This is a genomic window from Neobacillus sp. PVCKKU3 (assembly GCF_058323225.1).
Window position 1 is genome coordinate 14,560 of sequence record NZ_JBLVQN010000029.1, and the last position, 22,630, is coordinate 37,189.

The following is a 22,630-nucleotide window of genomic DNA, read 5'->3' on the forward strand; positions in this document are numbered from 1 at the left end:
TGAATCCAGCACTTTTATTTGCGATTATACGAGTTTTATTTGCGAATCTAAAATGAAGAGCACCATTCCTGATTTTTATTTGCGGAAGCTGAACATTTATTTGCGAATATCACTGTTTTATTTGCGAAGAAACCTAGCCTTTTATTTGCGAATCCCTATTAGCAATAATCTTTTAAAACGAGCAAAAAAAAGAAAAGTATGGAATTCGATTCCAGCAACTGAAACCATCCATACTTTTTTAATAGAGTTTTTCAATATTAACATACAGATCATTAAGCGCGTTCCCGTTTCCGCCGGTGACTCTTTTCCCCATATCAGCAGGAATAAAGCTGATTAGCTGATTAATCAAGGGATGATTGGGATGAATCACGAGTGTTTGATACTCTACATCCTCTGAGTATTTGGTGCGAATTGTAATTGCTCCATTAGCATTGAACAGTTTGATCAGTGAATTAGACTGAATCCCTTTGTCCTTTGCCAGGGTAGGATGCAGATAGATGCATGGCTCCGGATTGATTTGCTTATAGGAATGCAGGTTTTGAAATTGCGAATTGATTCGAAATGGCTCATGATTTAACAATAGGAGATAGGGATATTCCTCTCTAGTTTGCTTTTTTTGCAGGGCCATTCCAAAAGGCGAGAGCTGTTCGTTTTCTGCCTGTGTTGAGAAAAGCTCCATTTTCCCTGAAGGCGTTTTGAATTCTAAGGTTTCCCATGCTGTTTTCGGAAGATTGACCCTGCGTGGACCGTTCAGCAATTCCCGCCAATCTTGAATTTGCAACGACTGGTAAAAATCATCTGTAAATTCCTGGTCAATAAATTCCTCATCCGTTAGGTCCGTTGGAAAAGCACTGAAACTTTCCTGGTACTCATTTAACCGTTTGGAAAGCATCCGTGCGATCTCCAACTCACTCTTGCTTTCATAGTAGGGACTGATGGCCGGCTGATTGATGCTGATCCAATGATGCCAATAACTCGGAAGCACATCCCACTCCTCAAATTGCGTGGTCGCGGGCAGCACAATATCAGAAAAGGCTGCGGTCTCGGTTAAAAAATGTTCCAGCGTGACGATTAACTCCAATGCTTGCAGAGATTGCTTCAGCTTTCCAATATCCCCGCTTTGGGTCAGTAAATCCCTGCTCGTAATCCAAAGAAATTTCACGGGAGGATCCTGATGCTTTTGCAATTCATTTGCGAAATCATTAAAATCAAGCGGCCGGACTCCTGTCGGTCTATTATTCGGTTCAGCTTTGAGAATGTTATAGCTGAATTTCCAGGTCGCCCGCTGTGCGAATTGAACGCCGCTCCCCTTCCTGCCCAGATTCCCCGTAATCGCCGCAAGAGCATTGATTGCACGAATATTTTGTCCGCCATTTTGGTGGCGCTGCATGCCAAACCCTCCCCAAATATAGGCCGGTTTATTTTTTGAAAGTGACTCTGCCAAGAATTGGATTGCTTCCATCGTTTGCCCGCATTGCTGCAGCGCCTCCTCCATTGAACAGTGCTTTAGGTATTCTGTTAATTCCGTCCATCCATGCGTGTGTTGGCTGATAAATTCAGCATCATGCAAGTTATGCTCAAAAATGTACTTGGCAATCGCAAGTGCCAGTGCCCCATCACTCCGCGGCTTAATCTGAATATAAGCATCCGACTTCTTCGCCGTCTCCGTGTAGACTGGATCAATCGTAATCACCTTCGCCCCTCGCTGCTTGGCAGCCAGAATATATGGCATCGAATGGATCGAGGTCCAAACAGGATTAATCCCCCACAAGATAATCGTTTTCGCATGACGGACATCCGCCATATCAGACGTGTGGTGTTCGCCGAAATCATAATACAGTGCATCCATACCAGGTGACCAGCATGGATTGCCGATTGCCCGTGAGGTTTTCCCAAGCCCGTTAAAGAAGCCCTCCATTGCATGATGCAGGATGCCCATATTCCCAGAATATTTATTTAAGGCTAACGAAAGGTGTGAATCATAGCGCTGATAGAGCTCTATGATTTTTTCTGCTATAAGGTCGATTGCCTCGGTCCAAGAAATCCGCTGCCAATTTCCGCTTCCCCGCGGTACCTGCCGCATTGGATATTTCAGCCGGTCGGGATGGTAAACATGCTGCAAATAATTATATCCTTTGGCACATAAGAGCCCGTTTGTGTAGCCATGCTTTGGATCCCCGGAAACCTTGGTTAATCGGCCATTGACCGTATACCCCAGCATGCTGCAGGAACTATAGCAATTGCGGGGACAAATATGGCGGGTGATCGAGTACGTCTTGTCCACCGCATCCATCTCCTTTCGATGATAAATTGTTAAAAACTTGTACGATATTGCGCAAATCCGTTGTATTAAAACTATTTATACTAAGTATAAAAGGAAAACTTATTTGATTGGGGCTAAAAAGGTGATCATTTTATGAAACAACTTGGTTTTCTTGTCCATATTGAAAAATGTCTGGGATGCCGTTCCTGTGAATTCTCCTGTAAAAATGAACATGGTTATGAAGATACCTTTCGGAGAAAAATTCATGCGGTTACGGATGATGCCAAAAACGAGCACAGCTTTCACCATTTTTCAATGGCGTGCAACCACTGTCAAAATCCCGCCTGTCTCGCGGTCTGCCCGGAAATGTGTATCAAAAAGAAGCCGAACGGGATTGTTTTGATTGATCAAGCCAAGTGTTCGGGCTGCGGAAAGTGTGTGACCGCATGTCCATTTGACGCGATTACCATTAACCCGATTACGGCGAAAGCAGATAAATGCAATATGTGCTACGAGCGCCAGATGCATTCCAAGGCACCGATTTGCGTCTCGGCCTGTCCGGTTAAAGCGATTGAAATCATAGATATTTACGATCCAAAAAATGCCCATTGTGAAAAAGCCATCCATGGCTTCGAAATGAAAAAAGTCACCAACCCTTCCATTCGCTTTCAAACACGGAAGGAAGAAATTCAGCATTTTTGGAGCTGTCAATAGAAGGAGGAATGCAGCATGTTGAGCATTCAGGAAATCATTAGCTCCTCCCCTTTTGACCATGCGGAAATCATGGCCGGATGGAAGGGAAAAGATCGATTTATTTTGCGGGCAGCAACACCTTCCGACGTATTTGAGGAAGCAAACCTGTTACTACTGCCAAAGTCCAGCGACGCCGATTTACAGTTGGCTGATTACCTAACACATCCAAATATTCAAGGGATCCTTATGTATGGGGCTCAGGATCTTCTCCTCTCTCCAGCAATTTTGGATATGGCTGAAACCATTGGTAAGCCTATTCTTGGTGTAGCCATTTCAAATCCAGACAGTTTGAAAAAATCACTGGCCGATTTGCAGCAGCTTAAATCGATGGGATTGTTCCATTTTGTTTGGGAGCGTTCAACGAATTATTGGCTTCAATTCGGGCAAAGAAACGGATTGAACGGGCTTTTGTCAAGATTGGGATTGATCATTGGCGAAGAGATTCAGCTGTTAAATGAACATTTTTATATCCGAAAATGGAGTGGAGAAGCTGGCCCGGAGGAACAAAGAAAAGACCTTCAAACAAGCTACTATCAGCAAGTAAAGTCACGGTCCGATCTTTTATTCATGCTGAAGAACGGCACCGAGGAGTATCTCCTAATGCGGCTAAAGTCAGGGGAACAGCTTTATGGCTTCATGTCCATCCAAGTACGTCCTGGCATGATGCTTGACGTAACGATTGAACAGCTGACACATGCAATACCTGCGATTATTTCTTTGTTAAAAAGCGAAGAAGCTGTTCTTCGCGCCCATCAATCATACAAAGAACAATTTTTGACAAATCTCTTATATAACAATATTGAATCAGAGCAAACGTTAATCCATTTGGGCAGGCAATGGGGCTGGGACTTCACGAAACCAACTCAATTAATGGCGCTGCGCATGGATGTGGCCGCGAATTTCACCGGTACAATTGACCAAAATGAAATCATCAGTCAAATTCGCTCGTGCGTACAGGCAAATTTTCTTACTCTGATTGCCTTTCCCATCCAAGGGTTCATTGTCCTGATTGTCTTTGACGCGCCTGCCGTGACGGGAACAAATCGAAAAGAATTTATGGTTTCATTGGCTGGAAAAATCCACCACAGTCTCGCACACTCATTTCCAGGCATCGACTTCCAGATCGGCCTAGGGCGGCAGCATCCATCGAATATGGAATGTTTTCGAAGCTTTTATGAAGCGAAAGTTGCACTGGAGCTCGGGAAATATGAAAAGAAGCGCCGCGCTGTTCTTCATTTTGAGGACATTGGCATCGCGAGGCTGCTGGCCAACATCCATAATGATATTTTACATGATTATTATCAAGAAACATTGGGTGAGTTGATCGCCCTAGATCAAGAGAATGAGGATTTCTACCTTGAAACAGTAGAAGCGTTCTTCACGAATAATGCGGATATAAATACAACCGCTGAACAGTTGTTTATCCATCCAAACACATTAAGAAAACGAATCAAAAAAATTGAATCTCTCCTAAATGTAGATTTTAATCTCTTAGATGACCTTGTCAAAATTGATGTTGCCTTAAAAATTATGAAAATGCTGAAATGAGTTAAGTTTAACCAAAAGAGTGACCGTCCCCATAAAACATAGAGACGGTCCTCGTGCTAAAAATGTTAAACCATGTACGACGGGCCTTTTAGTCTATACTAAAACTTTATTTTCAATGATTTTTTCGATATATGTTTGTGAATTCTTAATGATTGCATCCTTGTCATAATCCATGGATGCCACATGGAAAGACTGGTAAAGCGTCACCACTTCTTTTTGAGTAGACCCAACACGATTGAAAATATAATCTGTGCATTCGTGAGGTACTACATGGTCCTCCAGCGATTTAAAGCAAAGGATAGGCTGGGTGATGGTTGGGATGATATCAGGCGTTTTCTTCATCAGAGCTTGGAGTTCATGAATGGACTGAAGTGGAACTTTGTTATAGGTTATTTCATGAACACCTTGTAATCGTATATCCGGCGAACCTTCAGGAAGAAATCTTGGTTTTGATTTTCCAACCAAATATTCATAGTCTGGTAAACTTAAAGCAGCATTAATAGTAACGATTCCCTCTATATCAGCATATTTATTTGCCAGCCAGAGTGCTAATGCCCCTCCCATCGATTGACCGATGACAAAAATAGTGGAGCATCGTTCCTTTAAAAATTTGTAACCTGCTTCTAGAGCTGAAAACCAGTCATGATGCGTAGTATTCTCTAGGTCCCGATAATGCGTTCCATGACCTGTTAACCTTGGGGCATAAACCGTATAACCCAGTTTGGAAAATTCTTGTCCCAAGTATTGCACACTTTGAGGAGTGCCCATGAATCCATGGGAAATTAAGATACCCGTATCGTTCCCTTCTATAAAAAATGACTCCGCTCCAGCCAATACAGGATATTGTTCTTTCATCCCGCGTCCCCTCCTTAAACGACCATTTCCATTTTTCTAATTAAAAAGAGTATAATTCATATTATTCCTACCTGTCAACTATGAATTATGAGGCATGGGGAAGCATGGGGACGGTTCTTGTGCCTCAAAATGTAAGAATCATCTACAGCAGCCTTATTGTCTAACACTAAAAGTCTTAAATATTCAAGCAACAAAATTTAACTTCCACCCAGATTGATTAAAGCAAAAAAAAATAGCATGGCCATTCATACATAGAATGAGGCATGCTAAATCTTTGTTTTAATTTTTTTCAAATGGCATCTATTTTTCATATATTTTAGTTAACATAATAAAATTATCGTATATAGATAAACGAGGTGTTTTAATACCGCTTATTTTTTGACGAATTTGGGCGAAAAAACTAAAACTTGTAAAGTTATAGCTTTAGTACTGTTTCCCATATATTCTGATTTACCGGAATACCATCCCTAAGATTGTCCGCCCGCTCCTTCGCCGTCCTTTCGCCAGGATAAAGGATATCCGTAACACCAGGCATCTTTGTTGATGTTTTAATATAGTCAGACATATTTTCCATGTACGAATCGGCATATTCCTCCCCTGCATATCGCGAAGGATTGATAGCGATAAATACCTGTGAAATTCCTGAATCCTGGCGGTCCATCCGCATGTCGGAAGTAGATCTGCCAACTGATAGTGCGGAAACGACCATATCAATCGCTATGGAAAGGCCGGATCCCTTCCAAAAACCGGCAGGAAGGACCTTACCCCCATTTATAATCGCATCCGGATCGTCGGAAAGATCCCCATCCGCCGTGTAACCTCCCACAACCGGCAAATTTTTTCCGGCAAGCGAATAGGTCTGAAGTTTACCAAATGAAAATTGAGACTGTGCCATATCCAACAGCAAGTGCCTTCCACCTTTTTGGGGAACGGAAATGATTAAAGGATTATTACCGATGCGGTTTTCACTGCCACCCCATGGCGGCATATTAGGGAATGTATTGGTCATGCAAATCCCGATACATCCTGCGTTGGCAGCTCTTAATCCGTAGGTGCCTCCACGAAGCCAGTGGTTTGTATTCTTTAGTGCAACACAGCCTATACCATACTCTACCGCCAATTCAACAGCCCTATCCATGGCAATGGCGGCATTGATCGGACCGAAACCTAACTGCCCATCCCATTGTTCGAGAGCTCCGATACCATTCAGTTTCACAGGCCGCATTTCCGGCTTAATAACTTCTTCATCTATCGCTTTAACAATGGAAGGAAACCTATTTAAACCATGAGAATACACTCCATCACAGCTGTTGTCCGCGATGATAGATGCTGCTGTTTTCGCAGTTTTCGTATCAACACCCCTGCTTATCAGAACTCTTTCAAACTCACTTTTCATTTCATCATATGTTATACGCATGAACCAGCCCACCTTTTATCACTATAAACAAATGGTATGAAATTTATTTACACTACTTTTTCCGGTACTCCCTTTAATAGTTTTGCTTCCCTAACAATGTTTGTTATCGCTATTTTTACATTCTCTGGAGTCGTTGCCAGGTTTAGTCTAACATATCCTTTATAATCGGTACCGAACCATTCCCCAAAGTCGACTGCAATTCGACAACGATCTTGTATAAATTCTTTCGTCTTGCTAGATGGAACTATTTTATTTAAGTCGATAAACATTAAGTATGTTCCTTCTAATGGTGTAACAGTAACTTCTGGAAGCTCTTTATTAAGAGTATCTCTTACATACATAAAGTTTGAATAAATAACACTCTTAACGGATTCCAACCACTCACCTCCGCCGGCATAACCTGCCTCAGTAGCGGTAAGTCCCATCGTATTAAATTCTGTTTGATTAACTGTTTTTATATATTTATCATATTTTTCTCTAAGTGCATCGTCTGTAATAATAATATTAGAATGAATCAATGCTGCTAAATTGAAAGTCTTTGAAGCTGAATTAATTGTTATGATTCTATCGCGATATTTTCCGCCCGTAACAGTTGCAGCAGGAATATGTTTATGATCACCAAAAGTAAAATCTTGATGGATTTCATCCGAAACTATTAAAACATTATGCTTCTGACAAATTTCAAATAGCTTGTCTTGCTCTTCTTCCGTCCAAACTCTGCCAGCTGGGTTATGGGGAGAACAGTGGATGTACAGTTTTGCTTGACTGTCAATGATTGCCTGTTCGAATCGGTCATACTCAATTGTGAAACAACCATTCTCATTATTTAATGGGCAAGTAATGAGTTTCCTGCCGCAATCACGAACGGCATTATGGAATGGATAATAAACTGGGGTAAGAATGATGACGGATTCTTCAGGTTCAGTGAAGGCATTAATAAACCAGTAAAGCGCAGCAACCACACCGGTTGAATAGCGAATCCATTCTTTTTTCAACGGAAAAGAATACCTTTCCTCCATCCATTTGAAGTAGGCATCATAGTAACTTTGTGGCACGTATGAATAACCAAAAACACCATGGTTCACGCGTTTTGTAAGAGCTTCAATGATGGAATCTGAGGTCCTAAAATCCATGTCTGCTACCCACATAGCGAGTAGGTCTGGATCTCCAAAACGTTGTTCTAATAAATCCCATTTTAAAGATGTTGTATTATGTCTCTCTACTTTATACTTTTCTACAAATTCTTCATTGTTCAAGTCTGTTCTCTCCCTTTTTTTACATGTTGATATCAAGCGTCTCCTGCAAATCTTATAGCTCCATAAGGATTATCCTCTATAATCAGCATATCATATTGATTAGCAAGCTCAATCATTCTTTTTTCGTCTTTCAAACTTTAATGTGCGGCCTGTAGGGTTTTGGAAATCTGGAATCGTATAGATAAATTCTAATATACTTTTATTTTGCTCTAGCACTCTTTTATTTTAAGTGAAACCTTTCACAATATATTGGGAAAATAGATCCATAAATCCAAATGTAAATGGAATTGAAAAAAGTCCTTATGCTTATTTTCAGAAGGACTTTAAATATGTTTATAATTGATTCTTTTTCCTAACTAGTTCATCTCGATCCGATGCCATTGGAGGCTGTTCCAACCATCCATTTTTTATCATAATATTAGCTCCATCTTCAGCAAACAACTGCACTTCTAAGGATAGCCTGTTATACATTGCACTAATATCACCTCTTGGACTTTGACTGATAGCTGTACCGTAATACCCTACGCTCAAAGTAACCAAACCAGATGTGTAAAACATCATAAGTTTATCAGAAAATGTATACGCGGTACTATTCGTTATTTCTGAGTCCCATCCCATAGGTGCAGGTAGTTTACTTTCCTCTAACTTTCCTCTAAATAATTTAATATGTTTATTCCCAATTTCTAAACCTTTTAAAAAGAATTGTTTTACATCTTTATTTTGTGCAACCTGACTAAATCCTGTGAGTGTCGCAATTCCCAAAGCGTTTCTTTGGAGATTCGCAAATAAATTGTCTACTTCAGCAGCTGTTAATGGTCTTTTCTCTCCAAACACATCTAACATAAACCATTGCTTTTTCACAAATTCAACCTTTTCTAAATTGGGCAAGCTGGGAGACCTGATAAATAATCCCTTTGACAATAATAAATCGGTTGATTTTTTATATAATTGCATTGTTTCGCTAAGGCATTCCATGTAATAGGTTTTAATATCATCTCTTACAGATGCTGCCACACTACCAGCATATGATGTAAGTCCAACCTTAGACATTTGGTTTATAAAATTAAGTACAAAACTGTCAGAATAAAGCCTAGGAGCAGATAAGTCTACATCCTCTTTTATACTAAAACCATATGGAACTACATTTTTTTTCTCGTTTAAAATGGCTGTAACCTTTAGGATATGTGACTGAGATAAATCTAAAGCATGTTTAATTAGAGGCTTTATTTCTTCATCTTCGGCTTTTTCTAAAAAAAACGAAAGAACACAAATGCTTGAGCTATCATTTAAGTATTGTATCCAAAGTTGAGCAATCTCACCTGCTGTTAGCCTGATCTGGCTTCCTTTTCCCTCCATAAGTACCCTCCAAAAAAGATATACTAAAAAATACTTTTCCCATAAATTATGTATAGTATGTATTAGTTAGCTTAATACCCAACCGTGTAAGCACCCCCAAAAGTCAGAAATCAGCTCTAACTTTTGGAGTCAGCACAGAAGCGCAGCGCTTTTCACTCTTGCCCCCGTTTGTTGAAGAGCTTAACCCTCAAGATTTTCAATCAAAAAACCCTATTTTAGGAGTAGTTTTTTAAGTTGAGAAAAATACTATAAAATAAAAAAAGACCATCGTCATCGATGATCTTTATACTCGCTTTGCTCCAATATATCTAGGATGCCAATATGGGTTGCTTGTGTAGGTGATAATGACCCCTTTTGATGAGGATGCCATGATCATTTTCCCGTACCCGATATAGATAGCAACATGGGTAGGGGCACTTGCTTTGGATGGTCCATAGAACAGTAAATCACCTATCTGCAAATTAGATGGTCGATATCCGTTTCCATAGTACATTTGGGCAGCAGTGCGGTTAAGTGTTCTTCCCGCTTTTCCGTAAGAATACTTAACAAGACCTGAACAGTCAAATCCGCTTGGCGTCATCCCACCCCATCGGTAAGGAACTCCGATATTAGATTTCGCAATCGAAACCGCTGCTGTATGATAATTATAAGTTGCTGCTTCCGCGTTATCACCCTTGGCGGCGAACAAAGAGCCACATGAAGCTAAAATGGTAAAGGCTACGATGAATTTCTTTAGCATGATTGTTTCCTCCTAGTGTGATTTGATAGCTTCACTATACTAGAAAGGTATAACAGACTCATCACAACAATATGATAATCTCATTACAAAGTTTTTCTAATATAATTACAAAACACTAATTAATTATTTTTTACATGTTCTAAGCTGCTTTCTTTTTGCTAATAACCTTTAGTTTAAGTTCATTTCTTCACATATTAATATGAGAGTGAACATCTTGGAGGCTCTATGCAGCCAGAAAACCAAATTTTATTAATCTAAACACCCATTAAATCCCCATTTCGTCACAAACCCCGGATTGCTCCAGATGTTGGCTTTGTTGCGTTTGGCTTGCCGTTCATCGTCCCTAAATAAAGTTAGATATTTATAGGGAGGATTCATCACGTAAGCTACACGCGCAAATCCTTCCTTCAGCAGGCTTTCTTGAACCGATTTTCCATCGACATACACATAGGCTAGCAGCCGACCGTAGGCATCCCTTGTGTTCCTCTCTTCCCATTCCAAAGTCAAGACTCCTGACTTCACCAGCTCGTCATTCCTTGAAAAAGCTTCTTTCGCATAAGGCTGGGTGCACATTCCAGGCTTTTTCGATTCCGGGGTATCAATCAATAAATAGCGGACCGCTTCAACTTTTCCGTTTACTCTTGCACGGATTGTATCTCCATCGATGGTTTCTAATAGAACCGCCGGTACCCGCTCCTGTGTATTAAACGGAGATGCTATTGCTGGAGTCGTTTCCCTATTTTGTTGAACGCTTCTCCCTCCATTTTGGAGGGATCCCGGTTGCAATGCCAGAAGTGCTGCTCCTGCGACGAGAGTCATGCCGGTGATTTGTTTTTTCATAAAGCTTCCCCTCCTCCACACACCAGCAAATTCTTAAACCGCCCATAAAACATCATCGTCTCATTGGTTTATACCACTTATTTAGTGAAATGAATCGAAAATGGACAGGGTCGAAGGAAAAATTTTTTTGACATGGCGAATTTGTGAATCAGAATGAAATTCCTTTCTGTGGTTGATAACAATCCGCCTATTCTAAAAAAGGGAACGCAAAAAAAGTGTACCTTATCTGTTTGGGGGCAGGTCAAACACCGATTTTAATAAATAAGGGGAGAAATTTCTCTTAAATAGAAAATATCACTTAAAATAGCCTAAATAAACGGAAAGATTCCGACTAATGAATCAAAAAACGTGAAAATGGGTAATTTTTCTTTGCTTAATCGGAAAACCTCCGCTTATTTCCCCCGAACCCAGCTCTATTCTACTGTTTAACCGGAAAATCTCCGCTTATTTTTTATATCAATGGTTACTCAATTAAGGACTAGACTACTTATGTTTCTAAGTATTTTTAGTAAGATAAATTGTATTTCAAATTGTTGGGGGACAACAGTCATTGTACCCCTACGATTTGTGGTGCATTTCCCTATACAAATTTTTATGTAATTTTCACCCAAATGGATTTACACCAATAAAAAATGAGTGTCAATTTCATATGCAAATTGGCACTCATTTTAACTTACATTTTTAATGTTTGCGAAAGTTAACGGAACCCATTACCTTAATCCGGTACACTTTTACTAAAAAATTTTGCCTTTTTCAATAATGCTTTTAATACTATACCTATGACAACACCTGGAATCACGCACAACATTGGAAACCAAACTGTTCCCAAGGGAACCCCAAATAACTTTACCTTTGCTGAATACATAAGGCCCACAGTTACGAAAAAAGCACATAGAACAAATGGTAAAAACGAATAAGGTTCTTTACCGCCACCTGCATCTTTAAATGAATCCCACATGGCAAAAAAATAGACACACGGATAAAACATAAGCCATTGGTATTCTGTCTTGTCTATGGCTCTTTCAATTTCACCGTTAAAACTAAGCAAGATTAATTCATTAAAATGAGATTGACCATTAATAAGAAATTCTAATGATATAAAAACAATTCCTTTAAAGTATTTTCCATTGAGTAATTGACCAAATCCAGGGAGTGCAATACTCCACAACAATTTTTCTTTTGGATTCAAATCTTTCTAACCTTTTTCTTTAAGAATTTTATAGAATATATTTTAAGGCTTCGGCAATATGGGCTGGTTACTCGTTTTTTGCTAACTTATTTCTTTCAACGGCATAGGGGGGCTGCTCCATCCAACCGTTCTCTACCATGATCTCTGCTGCATCTTCAACAAATGATGCAAGGCGCAATAATGACTTTGTATACATAAGCCCTATATCATGTCTACCATTTACTGCCTCAGAATTTCCAAATGCCCTAATTTTCATGGAGAACATATCCATCTTATGAAACAACATTAATTTATCTGAAAATGGAGCAAAAGTTGATTTTGTAACCAAATGGTCAAGATAAGATGGCGTAGGCAAATCTTCTTTATGGAGTTTTTCCATGTAGTTTTCAATATGTTTATGAGTCAATTTCTTCCCGCGAATAAACAGCTCTCGAATCCTTTCCGATTTTACCACTTGGCTAAAAGCCATAATGAGTGCTTTACTTGTTACATTATTTTCAATATTGTCGTAAAGGTGAGTAATTTCTAATGCGTGTAATGGCCGTACATCTCCCAAAAAACCATTTAAAAATTCTTTTTGAACAAATTCCACTTTATCGGGTACTGGAATAATAGGGGGTTTGATAATAAGACCTTTACCCATTAATATCTCTTTGATTTGTTTCATCAAAGCAATGGTGGAGTCCAAACAATAAATAAAGAATTCTTCTACATCCTTTCTATAAACAAGCGGCACTGCAATGTGATAGATGCTCAACCCCGCTTTGGCAGCATATTTAAGATAATGAACATAATATTCATCTTCAAATAAACGAGGAGCACCAACATTGAGATCTTCCTCTACTGAAAAACCTTTCGGAATCGGGAAATTTTCCTTATTGAATATCGCTTCTGTTTTTTTCATAAAATCCGTGCTTAATTTTAATGCGTTCTCTAATAATGTCTTAATATCTTGATCCTCAACATGTTGAAGGAAATAGCGTAAAATGCATCCTGACATACTGTTACCCATATAGGTCGCCCAGAGTTTACCCATTTCTGCTGAAGTAAGATTTTCGGTTAGGTCCGTTTTATGTGAACTTATATTAATCGGCATTAGCGGCTCCATTGCAAAAATCTCCCTTCTCGAGTTTTAGGTTAGTATACTCCTCCATACAAATCATATTCAGGATAACTTAACCTAAATTGAGGCATGGGGACGGTTCTTTTGCCTCACTTTAGCCTAAAAAGTGAGGCATGAGAACCGTCCCCATGCCTCACTCATCAATGCAGCAATTGTCGTAATTCTAGTGCGATTCTGCGGTTTGTATCAATTATTTCTTCGACGATCCGTTTACTTTCTGGGTCCAGATCTCCCTTTACGAGTTCTTCCGAGTATTGAACACCATATTGGTCCATCCCTTTTAAAGCATCCTGGATAATCCCTTCAGTTTCATCGGGGACTATCATCTTATGCATGTAGCTTTGCAGCTTACCTTTGAACCCTTCACTATCTGCAGGAACTCCCTGTAAATTTTGAATTCGTTCGGCAAGCACCTGGGCCGATTGCTTCGCCTGTTGCTGCAGGGATTGAAATTTCTGCTTTATGGCTTGATCCTCCAGCTTTTGAATATGGTGTTCAAAAGCATGGATTCCCATATAGGTTCCTCTTAATAATGTGTTTAATTCCTCAAGGACAATTTCGTCTTTATTCATTCCATTCACATCCTCGCTATTATTATGAAGCGTGTGGGAGGTTTTATCCTTTTCTTATAATTCCTTTTCCCAATTCATGATAAACAGCTTTCCTTTTTGACAACTAACTTCAACAATCCTTTTTGAAACACGAGAACCGTCCCCGTGCATCACCCATGCATCAATTAAGGCAGGCTGCCTAAAGGGCAGCCTGCCTTCTCACTTACTTCTCGTTTTTCTTTAAGACGTCAACAATAGTTTCCATACTGACATTGCCAGCCGCATCTGTGGCCGTCACCGTTAATGAATTCTTATGTTTTTGCTTTGGTATAGATACCATAAACTTACCGTTTGCATCTGCTACAGTTGTGCCTTGCTCCACATTGCCCATCATGATCTTAACAATTGCACCGGCTTCTGTTGTCCCTGTGACAATCGTATCATTATGAACGACTGGGTCGACCTGTGGCGCACCTGGTGCGGTTACATCCCTAACTATCACAACTGTCGCTTTACTATCATTGCCAGCAGCATCTGTGGCCGTAACAGCTAATTGAGTTCCAGCAGCTTGTTTCGCAATCTCAATGACAAAGCTGCCGTCCTCGAATGCCGTACCTGATCCAAGAACGGTTCCACCAGCAGATACTGCAACAGTTGAACCTGCTTCTGCCGTGCCCGTCACTTTAGTCGATTGGTCCGTCACTTCGTTAACAGATGGAGCCTCTGGAGCCACGCTGTCCGCAACCTCTTGGACAATTCTACCTTCCACCACTGGTGAAACAGGATTGAACTTTTCTAAATAGGAAGTAAACACTTCAAAGTCTACAATGTATAACTCTGTAATACGTCCTTCGTCCTTCGCCGTTTTAAACATGCCGTATCCATCGCCGCCATCCGCAGTGAAGGCATTCGTCGCTATTCGATACGTTTTATCCAGTTGGAGTTCTTCATAACCATCAGCCGTCAAAGCCTCCACATACCAGACGCGTTCACCAACTGGTTTTGCTGGATCGTACTTGAATTTTAAACCTGAGACCTGCATGAATCCACCTGTACCGGGAGCGCTCACACTGTGCTCTAAGGCAGCCAGAATTTCTTTACCTGTTAGGTCTAGAGTGACCAAGCTGTTGCCGAATGGTAATACAGTTAACACTTCACCTAATGTGATATCTCCCTGATCAATGGATGCACGGATTCCACCGCCATTTTGCATGGCGATATACGTTGGGATGAACTCATTGGCTTTCGCTGCCATTCCGTCGGCAATTAGGTTTCCTAGATTGGTTTCTTTACTGCGTACATCAGTACGTTCGCCATTTAATGCAACAGATGTACTTCCTACCGCCTGTTTTTGTAAGTCTGTTAACGGAGCTTTATACTCCTCCACCTTCGCTTTTGCAGCTGCATCCTCTGCATACTTACTTAAATCCTTCAGTTCACCGCTGTAATCAGAAATCACACCATTTTCGTCGAATATTAGATCAACAACACCAAGGTATTTTAAATACTCATTGGCTTGGACAACTAGTGTCGGCTCCGCTTTATCTACAACCACTGGAGCATCCAGTTTTGTATGGGAATGCCCGCCAACAATAACGTCAATTCCGTCTACCTTTTTCGCTAAATCCAAATCTGGTTGATAGCCTAAGTGGGATAAGGCAATAATTTTGTTTACACCTTGCGCTTCAAGCATTTCGACCGTCTCATTGGCTTTTTCGACTGCATTTTCAAAAACAATATCGTCGCCAGGATTCGCTAGGAAAGTTGTATCTTCTGTCGTTAATCCAAAGATTCCTACCTCTTCTCCATCCACTTTTTTAATAATGGCCGGAAAGATTTCTCCTTGTTCATTCGTTCCACCGAATGTGTTATTGAATAGTGGCCCTAGTTCAGGATCCTTTGTCATGTTTACGTTGGAGGACACAACTGGGAACTCTGCCTGCTTAATAAAATTCGCAAGAGTTTCCGAATCCTTATCAAACTCGTGATTTCCAAGAGTCATCGCATCAAAGCCTAGTTGATTCATAAAATATAAGTCTGCCAGCCCTAGATACTGTCTAAAATATAATGTTCCTGAGAAGACGTCCCCTGCATTTAGCAGCAGGCTATTTTCCTTTTGGGGACGCACTTCGTTCACAGCCGTAACTAGTCGTGGAAATTGCTCTACATAAGCATGTGTATCATTTGTATGAAGAAGTGACAGCGTAAATGGTCCTTTTTCCACAGCTAAATCTAACTGAGCAACCAGCGCATCATGGTCACTTGCACGGCCATGCTCTTCCATATACGGAGAGTTAAAGTTCACGATATCAAGCTTTGCTGACTGAGCTAAGTTATTGGATACTAAAATATGATCCAGCACTTGTGCATTTCCTTGATAGTTGTAGGTGTATCTTTCAGGAGCAGGCAGTGTTTCAACTAGGTTCGTTAAATCATCGCCTTTTAATGCTGCTAATGGTGCAGAAAACTCAAAATCGTTTAAGTCGCCTAATACTACTACATTTGCATCTTCATTCTTTTCTTTGATGTCCGAGACAAAGTTATTTACGATCGTTGCAATTTGCACACGCTGCGCTTCACTTTCAAGGTACGGTGGTTGATTTTTTCCAAATAACGGCTGATCTCCACCTTTTGAGTTGAAGTGATTATTAATGACAATGACTTCTTCGCCGTGGAAAGTAAACTCAGCTGCAAGTGGCTTACGGCTGCTGTTAAATGCAGCATTTGTTGGGCCAATGCGGCCAGGGTTTAATGTAAGTGAACCATTTTCGTAAGCGACAGCCGTTGTGGCATCTCCCTTTGGTGCATTATTCAACGTCACACGTTCAGGATTGTATAAATATCCGACGCGTATATTTCCTCCCGGGACTCCACCGTCTTTCCCGTCAACTGGTGCGATGTCTGTCCATGCATAGGTTGGTCCGCCAAAGCCTTTGATAGCATCGCTTAATGCCTTGTAGTTTGCATCCGCTTTGACAACACCGTTATTCGTTTCACCGCTTTCGTCAAGTACTTCAACTAGACCGATGATATCTGGTGATCCTAGGTTATCGACCATTGATTTTGCCAGCTTATCGCGTTTAGCCGTGTCTGTTGCTACGAAGTTTTCGATATTGTAGCCTGCTATGGTTAGTTTGTCATCTTCTTTTTGGATAGTTGTTACTTCATTCGTTCTTGGACGTTCGACAAGGTTAGGTAAATCAGCTGCTTTTGTAAGAATCTTGAAGTTACTAAACGTATAGCTGACCACTCCTGTGACAGTTCCATCAAAAGTATCTCCCGCTTTCGTTACAAAGCTGCGGTCATCTAGCTGAAGAAGCATTTTCTCAGGGTTTTGATTTTCTTTTGTTAATAGAGGAGTTCCTTCTTTTGTATATGCTTTTCCATCCACTTGACCTGTAATAACAGGGACTTCTCCATATTTCTGTGGTCCTGTAACAGTCGGATTTTCAATGGAAACAAGCATACCTTCTAAGCTTTCATAAAAATCAATGCCATCTTCTGCTGGATCAAATGTGCCAAATCGATCGTTATCGATGACAGAAGTTGGCGGCATTGCGTCCTTACCGATGACGATCGGCGTCGGAACCTGATTTCCACTAGATACCTTTGTAATTTTTCCTGATTGGGCATTAATTTCTGTCATGGCCAAATCAGTTTGCAGCTTCTCTGCATACCCATCTAGTACCCACTCTTTTACAAGTCCCGTAACGGTTACGCTATCTCCCACTGCCACACCATGGGATGGCTTGTAGACGAGAACGCCTTCTGAAGTATTAGGGTTGTTATCTGGGTTTGGATCCTGCATGTAGAAATTGCTGCCGTCTACTACGTAGGTTACTACTCCGGGTACATCTGTTACATTTTTATCTTTATATGGTGAAGTATGAGATTGACCTTGAATGTCGTGAATTTTTAAACCTGTTTCACCAGTTCCAGGTTCATCTGGAGGTGGTGTTGTGCCATCAAAAGAAATGGCCGATGGAGATTTTAGGCCAGGTACTGAAAAATAAGCTTCAAGTGAACCCGTAACAAAAACCTTTTTTCCTACGATCGAGGGATTCGTTAATAATCCATAGGTTGAGCGGAAACTACTAGGGATTTGAACGGGTAGTATTTTTGTTGCGTCTCTTTCCGTAGGGCTATCTGCAATGGCGAAGTTTGTATCTGCAGCATACGGTGCCTCAAAATCATATGTAGCTTTCCCGTTACTGCCGCCTGTTGTGTAACCTACAATATACCCCGTCACGGTGGCTGTCCCCGTATTATTCGCAATTGCCTGAGCAACCGTTATAGGTTCAGCCGCTTGTGCCCGAAATGGGAGAACCATGCTAATCAACATGACAAACATTGTCGTTATCGCAAATAGCTGTTTTCTAAGCCTCTCCACGTGTGTTCCTCCTTTAAATTTGTTTAATTATTACCCACTAAAATAGTACTTCCAGTTAATCTTCTAAATCTATCAATATATCCTCCTTTCTCTTGTAGGAAGCACTAGAGGTATACTATCAATTTACCATTTCTTCTAGTTATTTCCTTTCGTTTTACTGAATTTTAACCCTCACAAAACAAGGCCTTAATAATTTTTACAAAAGAAAATATTGAATTTTTAACTTTAAACTTATTATAATATTTTCCAATTTCTTCTTAATGAGAACAAGTACCTAGACCTTCCCTCTTATATCGACTATCTGCTAGCGTAATAATCATTGAAACATATTTTGCTAAAACAAAAAAATACGACGGTATAAGCCGTCGTATCAACCTAAATACCAGAAGAAATGGTATGTTGGTCAAAGATTCATATTGTTGGGGGGCAACCACGAAAATGGATGCCCTCCTTTCACTCATTATTATAGAGACTTGTTCGCCGTTTCCTTGGTTTTTAGCAAAGCAATAAATGCGATTAAGGAAGCGGCTATTAAGTAGAAGGCAGGTGCAAATTTGTTGTTTGTTTGAAGAATGAGAAATGTCGCAATGAATGGTGCAGTTCCACCAAAAATGGCGTTACCCAAGTTGAAAGACAATCCAAAACACGTAAAGCGTACAGAGGTTGGAAACATCTCTGATAAGAACGTGGCGAGCACGCCATCATTTCCGGCCAATATGGCCCCGAGGAAGATCTGTGCAATCACGGCGTATACTCCTCCCAAGGGTAGAAGCATGAAGGCCGGATAGGAAAACAAAATAAACAATAAACTAGCTCCAATAAGCACTGGCTTCCTGCCTATGCGGTCTGCAAGTGTACCAACAATAGGTAGGAAAATGACATAAGTTCCAAGTGAAGCGATGGTCGACAGTATTGATTTAACACTGTCAAAGCCCAACTCATTAGTAAGGTAGGTCGGCATGTAGCTAAGAATAGTATAAAAACCAACGGCATTGAGGCAGATTACTCCGAAAGCAACGATGATCTTTCTCCAATTCTGACGAATGCTCTCGAAAACTGGATCCTGCGGCTTTTCATGGTCCATCTCTTTAAAAGCAGGCGTTTCTTCAACTCTCGTCCGCAAATACAAGGCGATTAAACCTAGAGGACCTGATACAAGAAAGGGAATACGCCATCCCCAGCTGTGCAATGCATCCTGATTTAGAGAGAATTCAAGACCTGCAGCTGTTAAAGCCCCTAGTAACAGTCCTGCCGCGGTACTCGCCGGCACAACACTGACAAGAAGTCCCCGGCGTGAACTCGGGGCATATTCGGCAATAAACAAGGAAGCTCCCGCATATTCACCCGATGCCGAAAAACCTTGAACAAGACGGCAGAGAAGCAGTAACGCGGGTGCGGCCATTCCTATCGTAGCATAGCTGGGAATTAGCCCAATTAGAAATGTCCCAAGTGACATCATGATAATCGTAAGAGTCAAAATCCGCTTTCTCCCAAGCTTGTCACCAAAATGTCCCCAAACGATTCCCCCTATTGGCCTTGCTATGAAAGAGATGGCAAACACCCCGAATGTACCTAACAATGCGGCTCGTTCGTTCCCAGGGGCAAAGAAGACTGCAGCGATGACCGTAGCTAGATATCCGTATGAAGCGTAATCAAACCATTCAATTAAATTCCCCATACCTGCTCCAAAAACAACTTTCTTTACGTCCGAGTAACTGACTTTCTTCGTTTCTATCGTATTTTCGGCTATTTGTTGGACTTCCACCTAGTATTACCCCCTTGTTTTACAAATCCACCATCAGACAAACTATTCCAATAATTCAGATAATTTTAGTTATTTAAAGACCTTTGGAAACTAAATTCCAAAGGCAAACAAATAACAAAACGACGTTTTGTTTTACCTATACCGAAAGCGCTTACAAGTAGAATAGCATAGTAATATTTCTACAACAATTGGTATCAAACGCTAAACTTGTTGTTAGAATTTCCGAATATTTTGTATTTATTAGACAAAGATACCAAACTTTGCAATCGACTATTTTATTGAGAATGGTTTACTGTCGTATAATCTGCTGTTACTGTCGCATAATGATAATTCCAAAAAAAAGAGCATTCCTCATGACAAAGAAATGCTCCATAAAACCTAGCCTATTCAATTTTTCCTTGCACCAAGCACCCCATCTGGATCGATTAATCCTGCGAAGGACCATGTCTTACCTTGATCCTGGGAGGTAAACTTTGCTAATACCTTCCCTCCCAAATAATCCCCTTCTGGACCTTGATTTACTAATAAAATTCCTTCATTACCGTTAAAGGTAGGAATCTCTGCTATTGTAAAGTAACCCTGATATTCTTCCGGTATCGGAACCTCTACACGTTCCCAGTTTGCCCCGCCATCGATCGTTCTATATAAATTTGGAATTGGAGGTTGTGCTTCATAGCGTAATTCACCAAAGGAGATAAATCCTAATTGATCATCAATAAACCCTCCGTCTGTCACTAAGGAATAGACGTCCTTCACCGATCCGGCGTTGTACCAGTTCTCTCCGCCATCGTTTGTTTTAAATACAAAATGTGCCTCCCAACTCATCGTTTTATCACCTGTCACGATGAGATAACCATCCTTGTCCGATGTGAACCCCAGTATTCGCAGCCTTAATGAAGGCAGTTGGTCCGAAACCAACACCTCATTCCAGGATTCCCCTTTATCCCTGCTAATCAGAACCGTCAAGCCTTTGTTAAGTACAAACGCTGTTATCTCCGATGTAATCACATAGCCGCCATCCAGCAATTTTTGATCCGTACTGCCTAATAAATCTTCAACCGCAACAGGAACTACTTTCCAACTTTTACCGCTATTAAAGGTGACCCTTAGCTTATCATCCTTAATCTCATAATCTATTTTTTTAGATGGCTCTTCAATTCCGACATTCTTTCGATATTCTTCCATCGTTTCAACAGGCGGCAGCCCGATTTGCGTATCGGTTGTTCTTTCAATATTTGTTAACGTGTACGTTAAATTTTCTTCCTTTTTGATGCTTAGTTTCCAAACGATATTTTGAACGAAACGATCATCCTGCATCTTTCCCCATCCGTAATCGATTTTTGGTGTTCCTTCAGGTAACTGCACTTGAAAAACGACCGCCGCAATAAAATAGTTCTCATCTCCCGATAACTTGGTAAATCTAGTAAAGCTCTTATTGGTAATTGCTCCTTCACTCACTAACTGATTCATGAAATCGAACCAGATTCGGTAAGCAATCGTTTCTGGCTTTTGATCGCTTTCTTCTACCTGGACTGTGTAAGGGAGTTTACTGTTTATATCTACCTTTTTTACTTCAACTGGTTTCGTATTGGGATTTTCATGAACCCCATTAAACATTTGGAAGATAATGAAGATAACAATAAATATGGAACTAAAAATGATTAACCTACTTTTCGTTTTTTTCAATGGAATTCATCCTTCATTCAAAATATAACCTTATTCTTCGTGAAAAAATGGTTTATATATATAACGCTGTGGAGGAATCATATCCTCCTTGCCTGGAATGTATAAGGAGATGGTTGGTCCTGAGTTTCCTGGGTCAGCTATGGAAGGAATAGCCTTGCCTTTTTCATCTATATAGTGAATCCCATCCCTAGTAATCCCCCAGTTTCTTATTCCTTTATACAGTACAGCATAACGTCCTTCATTCCACCGTTTTACTTCCTCTTTAACGGGTATCCATTTCAGCATATTGATGACGATCGATAAATCGTTATTCGGATCATAAACTGTTGTTCCTTCCCCATTCCAATCTTGTTTATGGATCTTAACCTTATTGTCCTTTGTTTTATCAAAATAGATTAAATATCCTGATTGCAGCTTCCGATTTTGGTCAAACCCGTAAAGATACATATAAATCTCTGTGATCGTCCCATCCTTATCAAATTCTATTTTTAAGTCATTGGTCATTAAATACGGTTCAAGTTCCATCTTCGCATTTACAGAATCTAATATTCCCTCTAGCTTTGTTGTATAAAAATTATTATCCTCTAACTTTACACGTGTTTCTGTTCTCAACTCCTGGATTTTCCATGCTAATGCCCCGTTAAAATTGACAGCATTTGAGCCAACATAGTATCCTCCAACCATCGTAACCAGTGAAAAGAGAATAACTGTCCATTTCCAAAAGTTTGGATAAACAGGCTTAACGTTTATCTCTCTTTTCACTAGCTTACGATAAGTAACAAAAATATGGATAAACATTAATAATAGCAGAAAGCTGATTCCTATAAAAATCGGAATATTCGTTTTCAATTGTCCTATTTTTGTAATGGTGTACAGGATTCTCCACCACATAACATAAA

General features: G+C 40.3%; 16 protein-coding genes. 2 read left to right on the plus strand and 14 right to left on the minus strand.

Translation table 11 applies throughout. The features are described 5' to 3' along the window. Window positions 1-238: 238 nt before the first annotated feature. Window positions 239-2,284 carry a molybdopterin-dependent oxidoreductase gene (locus tag ACNQGS_RS18720; RefSeq protein WP_491488659.1) on the minus strand — a complete coding sequence of 682 codons (2,046 nt, stop codon included), beginning with the start codon at window positions 2,282-2,284 and terminating at the stop codon, window positions 239-241. A gap of 132 nt (window positions 2,285-2,416) precedes the next feature. Here ACNQGS_RS18720 and ACNQGS_RS18725 point away from each other — a divergent pair, with 132 nt between their 5' ends. Both ACNQGS_RS18725 and ACNQGS_RS18730 read left to right on the plus strand, forming a co-directional pair. Beyond that, window positions 2,417-2,977, plus strand: coding sequence for a 4Fe-4S dicluster domain-containing protein (locus ACNQGS_RS18725; RefSeq protein WP_491488660.1), 561 nt, complete (start codon window positions 2,417-2,419; stop codon window positions 2,975-2,977). 15 nt (window positions 2,978-2,992) lie between these two features. After that, window positions 2,993-4,564 carry a PucR family transcriptional regulator gene (locus tag ACNQGS_RS18730; protein ID WP_491488661.1) on the plus strand — a complete coding sequence of 524 codons (1,572 nt, stop codon included), beginning with the start codon at window positions 2,993-2,995 and terminating at the stop codon, window positions 4,562-4,564. A 93-nt stretch (window positions 4,565-4,657) separates the two neighbouring features. Here the strand turns inward: ACNQGS_RS18730 and ACNQGS_RS18735 are convergent, their stop codons facing one another. The 13 genes from ACNQGS_RS18735 to ACNQGS_RS18795 form a co-directional block, all read right to left on the minus strand. Next, window positions 4,658-5,419: an alpha/beta hydrolase gene (locus ACNQGS_RS18735; RefSeq protein ID WP_491488662.1), complete on the minus strand. Its 762-nt coding sequence runs from the start codon at window positions 5,417-5,419 to the stop codon at window positions 4,658-4,660. Window positions 5,420-5,834: 415 nt separating this feature from the next. Beyond that, entirely contained in the window at window positions 5,835-6,836 is a 1,002-nt protein-coding gene (gene yiaK / locus ACNQGS_RS18740; RefSeq protein WP_491488663.1) for a 3-dehydro-L-gulonate 2-dehydrogenase, read from the minus strand. Between the two features lie 47 nt (window positions 6,837-6,883). After that, window positions 6,884-8,092: a MalY/PatB family protein gene (locus ACNQGS_RS18745; RefSeq protein WP_491488664.1), complete on the minus strand. Its 1,209-nt coding sequence runs from the start codon at window positions 8,090-8,092 to the stop codon at window positions 6,884-6,886. 333 nt (window positions 8,093-8,425) lie between these two features. Further along, entirely contained in the window at window positions 8,426-9,448 is a 1,023-nt protein-coding gene (locus tag ACNQGS_RS18750) for a DUF3231 family protein (protein ID WP_491488665.1), read from the minus strand. A 283-nt stretch (window positions 9,449-9,731) separates the two neighbouring features. Beyond that, window positions 9,732-10,187 carry a C40 family peptidase gene (locus ACNQGS_RS18755; protein WP_491488666.1) on the minus strand — a complete coding sequence of 152 codons (456 nt, stop codon included), beginning with the start codon at window positions 10,185-10,187 and terminating at the stop codon, window positions 9,732-9,734. 249 nt (window positions 10,188-10,436) lie between these two features. Further along, window positions 10,437-11,027, minus strand: coding sequence for a thermonuclease family protein (locus tag ACNQGS_RS18760; RefSeq protein WP_491488667.1), 591 nt, complete (start codon window positions 11,025-11,027; stop codon window positions 10,437-10,439). A gap of 715 nt (window positions 11,028-11,742) precedes the next feature. Further along, window positions 11,743-12,216 carry a hypothetical protein gene (locus ACNQGS_RS18765; RefSeq protein ID WP_491488668.1) on the minus strand — a complete coding sequence of 158 codons (474 nt, stop codon included), beginning with the start codon at window positions 12,214-12,216 and terminating at the stop codon, window positions 11,743-11,745. Window positions 12,217-12,283: 67 nt separating this feature from the next. Further along, window positions 12,284-13,324, minus strand: coding sequence for a DUF3231 family protein (locus ACNQGS_RS18770; protein WP_491488669.1), 1,041 nt, complete (start codon window positions 13,322-13,324; stop codon window positions 12,284-12,286). A 155-nt stretch (window positions 13,325-13,479) separates the two neighbouring features. Next, window positions 13,480-13,911, minus strand: coding sequence for a DUF2383 domain-containing protein (locus tag ACNQGS_RS18775; protein ID WP_491488670.1), 432 nt, complete (start codon window positions 13,909-13,911; stop codon window positions 13,480-13,482). 202 nt (window positions 13,912-14,113) lie between these two features. Further along, the gene (locus ACNQGS_RS18780) at window positions 14,114-18,280 is read right to left on the minus strand and encodes a 5'-nucleotidase C-terminal domain-containing protein (RefSeq protein ID WP_491488671.1); all 4,167 of its coding nucleotides are present in this window, start codon (window positions 18,278-18,280) and stop codon (window positions 14,114-14,116) included. A gap of 463 nt (window positions 18,281-18,743) precedes the next feature. Then, window positions 18,744-20,045, minus strand: coding sequence for an MFS transporter (locus ACNQGS_RS18785; RefSeq protein WP_491488672.1), 1,302 nt, complete (start codon window positions 20,043-20,045; stop codon window positions 18,744-18,746). Window positions 20,046-20,432: 387 nt separating this feature from the next. Then, window positions 20,433-21,731, minus strand: coding sequence for a WD40/YVTN/BNR-like repeat-containing protein (locus ACNQGS_RS18790; RefSeq protein ID WP_491488673.1), 1,299 nt, complete (start codon window positions 21,729-21,731; stop codon window positions 20,433-20,435). A gap of 30 nt (window positions 21,732-21,761) precedes the next feature. Next, window positions 21,762-22,622: a hypothetical protein gene (locus tag ACNQGS_RS18795; RefSeq protein ID WP_491488674.1), complete on the minus strand. Its 861-nt coding sequence runs from the start codon at window positions 22,620-22,622 to the stop codon at window positions 21,762-21,764. Window positions 22,623-22,630: the final 8 nt, after the last annotated feature.

Excerpts from the sequence above, each read along its gene's own strand:
- ACNQGS_RS18770 (WP_491488669.1), bottom strand. The coding sequence starts at position 13,324 with ATGGAGCCGCTAATGCCGATTAATATAAGTTCACATAAAACGGACCTA.
- ACNQGS_RS18795 (WP_491488674.1), bottom strand. The coding sequence starts at position 22,622 with ATGTGGTGGAGAATCCTGTACACCATTACAAAAATAGGACAATTGAAA.
- yiaK (WP_491488663.1), bottom strand. The coding sequence starts at position 6,836 with ATGCGTATAACATATGATGAAATGAAAAGTGAGTTTGAAAGAGTTCTG.
- ACNQGS_RS18775 (WP_491488670.1), bottom strand. The coding sequence starts at position 13,911 with ATGAATAAAGACGAAATTGTCCTTGAGGAATTAAACACATTATTAAGA.
- ACNQGS_RS18755 (WP_491488666.1), bottom strand. The coding sequence starts at position 10,187 with ATGCTAAAGAAATTCATCGTAGCCTTTACCATTTTAGCTTCATGTGGC.
- ACNQGS_RS18725 (WP_491488660.1), top strand. The coding sequence starts at position 2,417 with ATGAAACAACTTGGTTTTCTTGTCCATATTGAAAAATGTCTGGGATGC.
- ACNQGS_RS18730 (WP_491488661.1), top strand. The coding sequence starts at position 2,993 with ATGTTGAGCATTCAGGAAATCATTAGCTCCTCCCCTTTTGACCATGCG.
- ACNQGS_RS18750 (WP_491488665.1), bottom strand. The coding sequence starts at position 9,448 with ATGGAGGGAAAAGGAAGCCAGATCAGGCTAACAGCAGGTGAGATTGCT.
- ACNQGS_RS18735 (WP_491488662.1), bottom strand. The coding sequence starts at position 5,419 with ATGAAAGAACAATATCCTGTATTGGCTGGAGCGGAGTCATTTTTTATA.
- ACNQGS_RS18760 (WP_491488667.1), bottom strand. The coding sequence starts at position 11,027 with ATGAAAAAACAAATCACCGGCATGACTCTCGTCGCAGGAGCAGCACTT.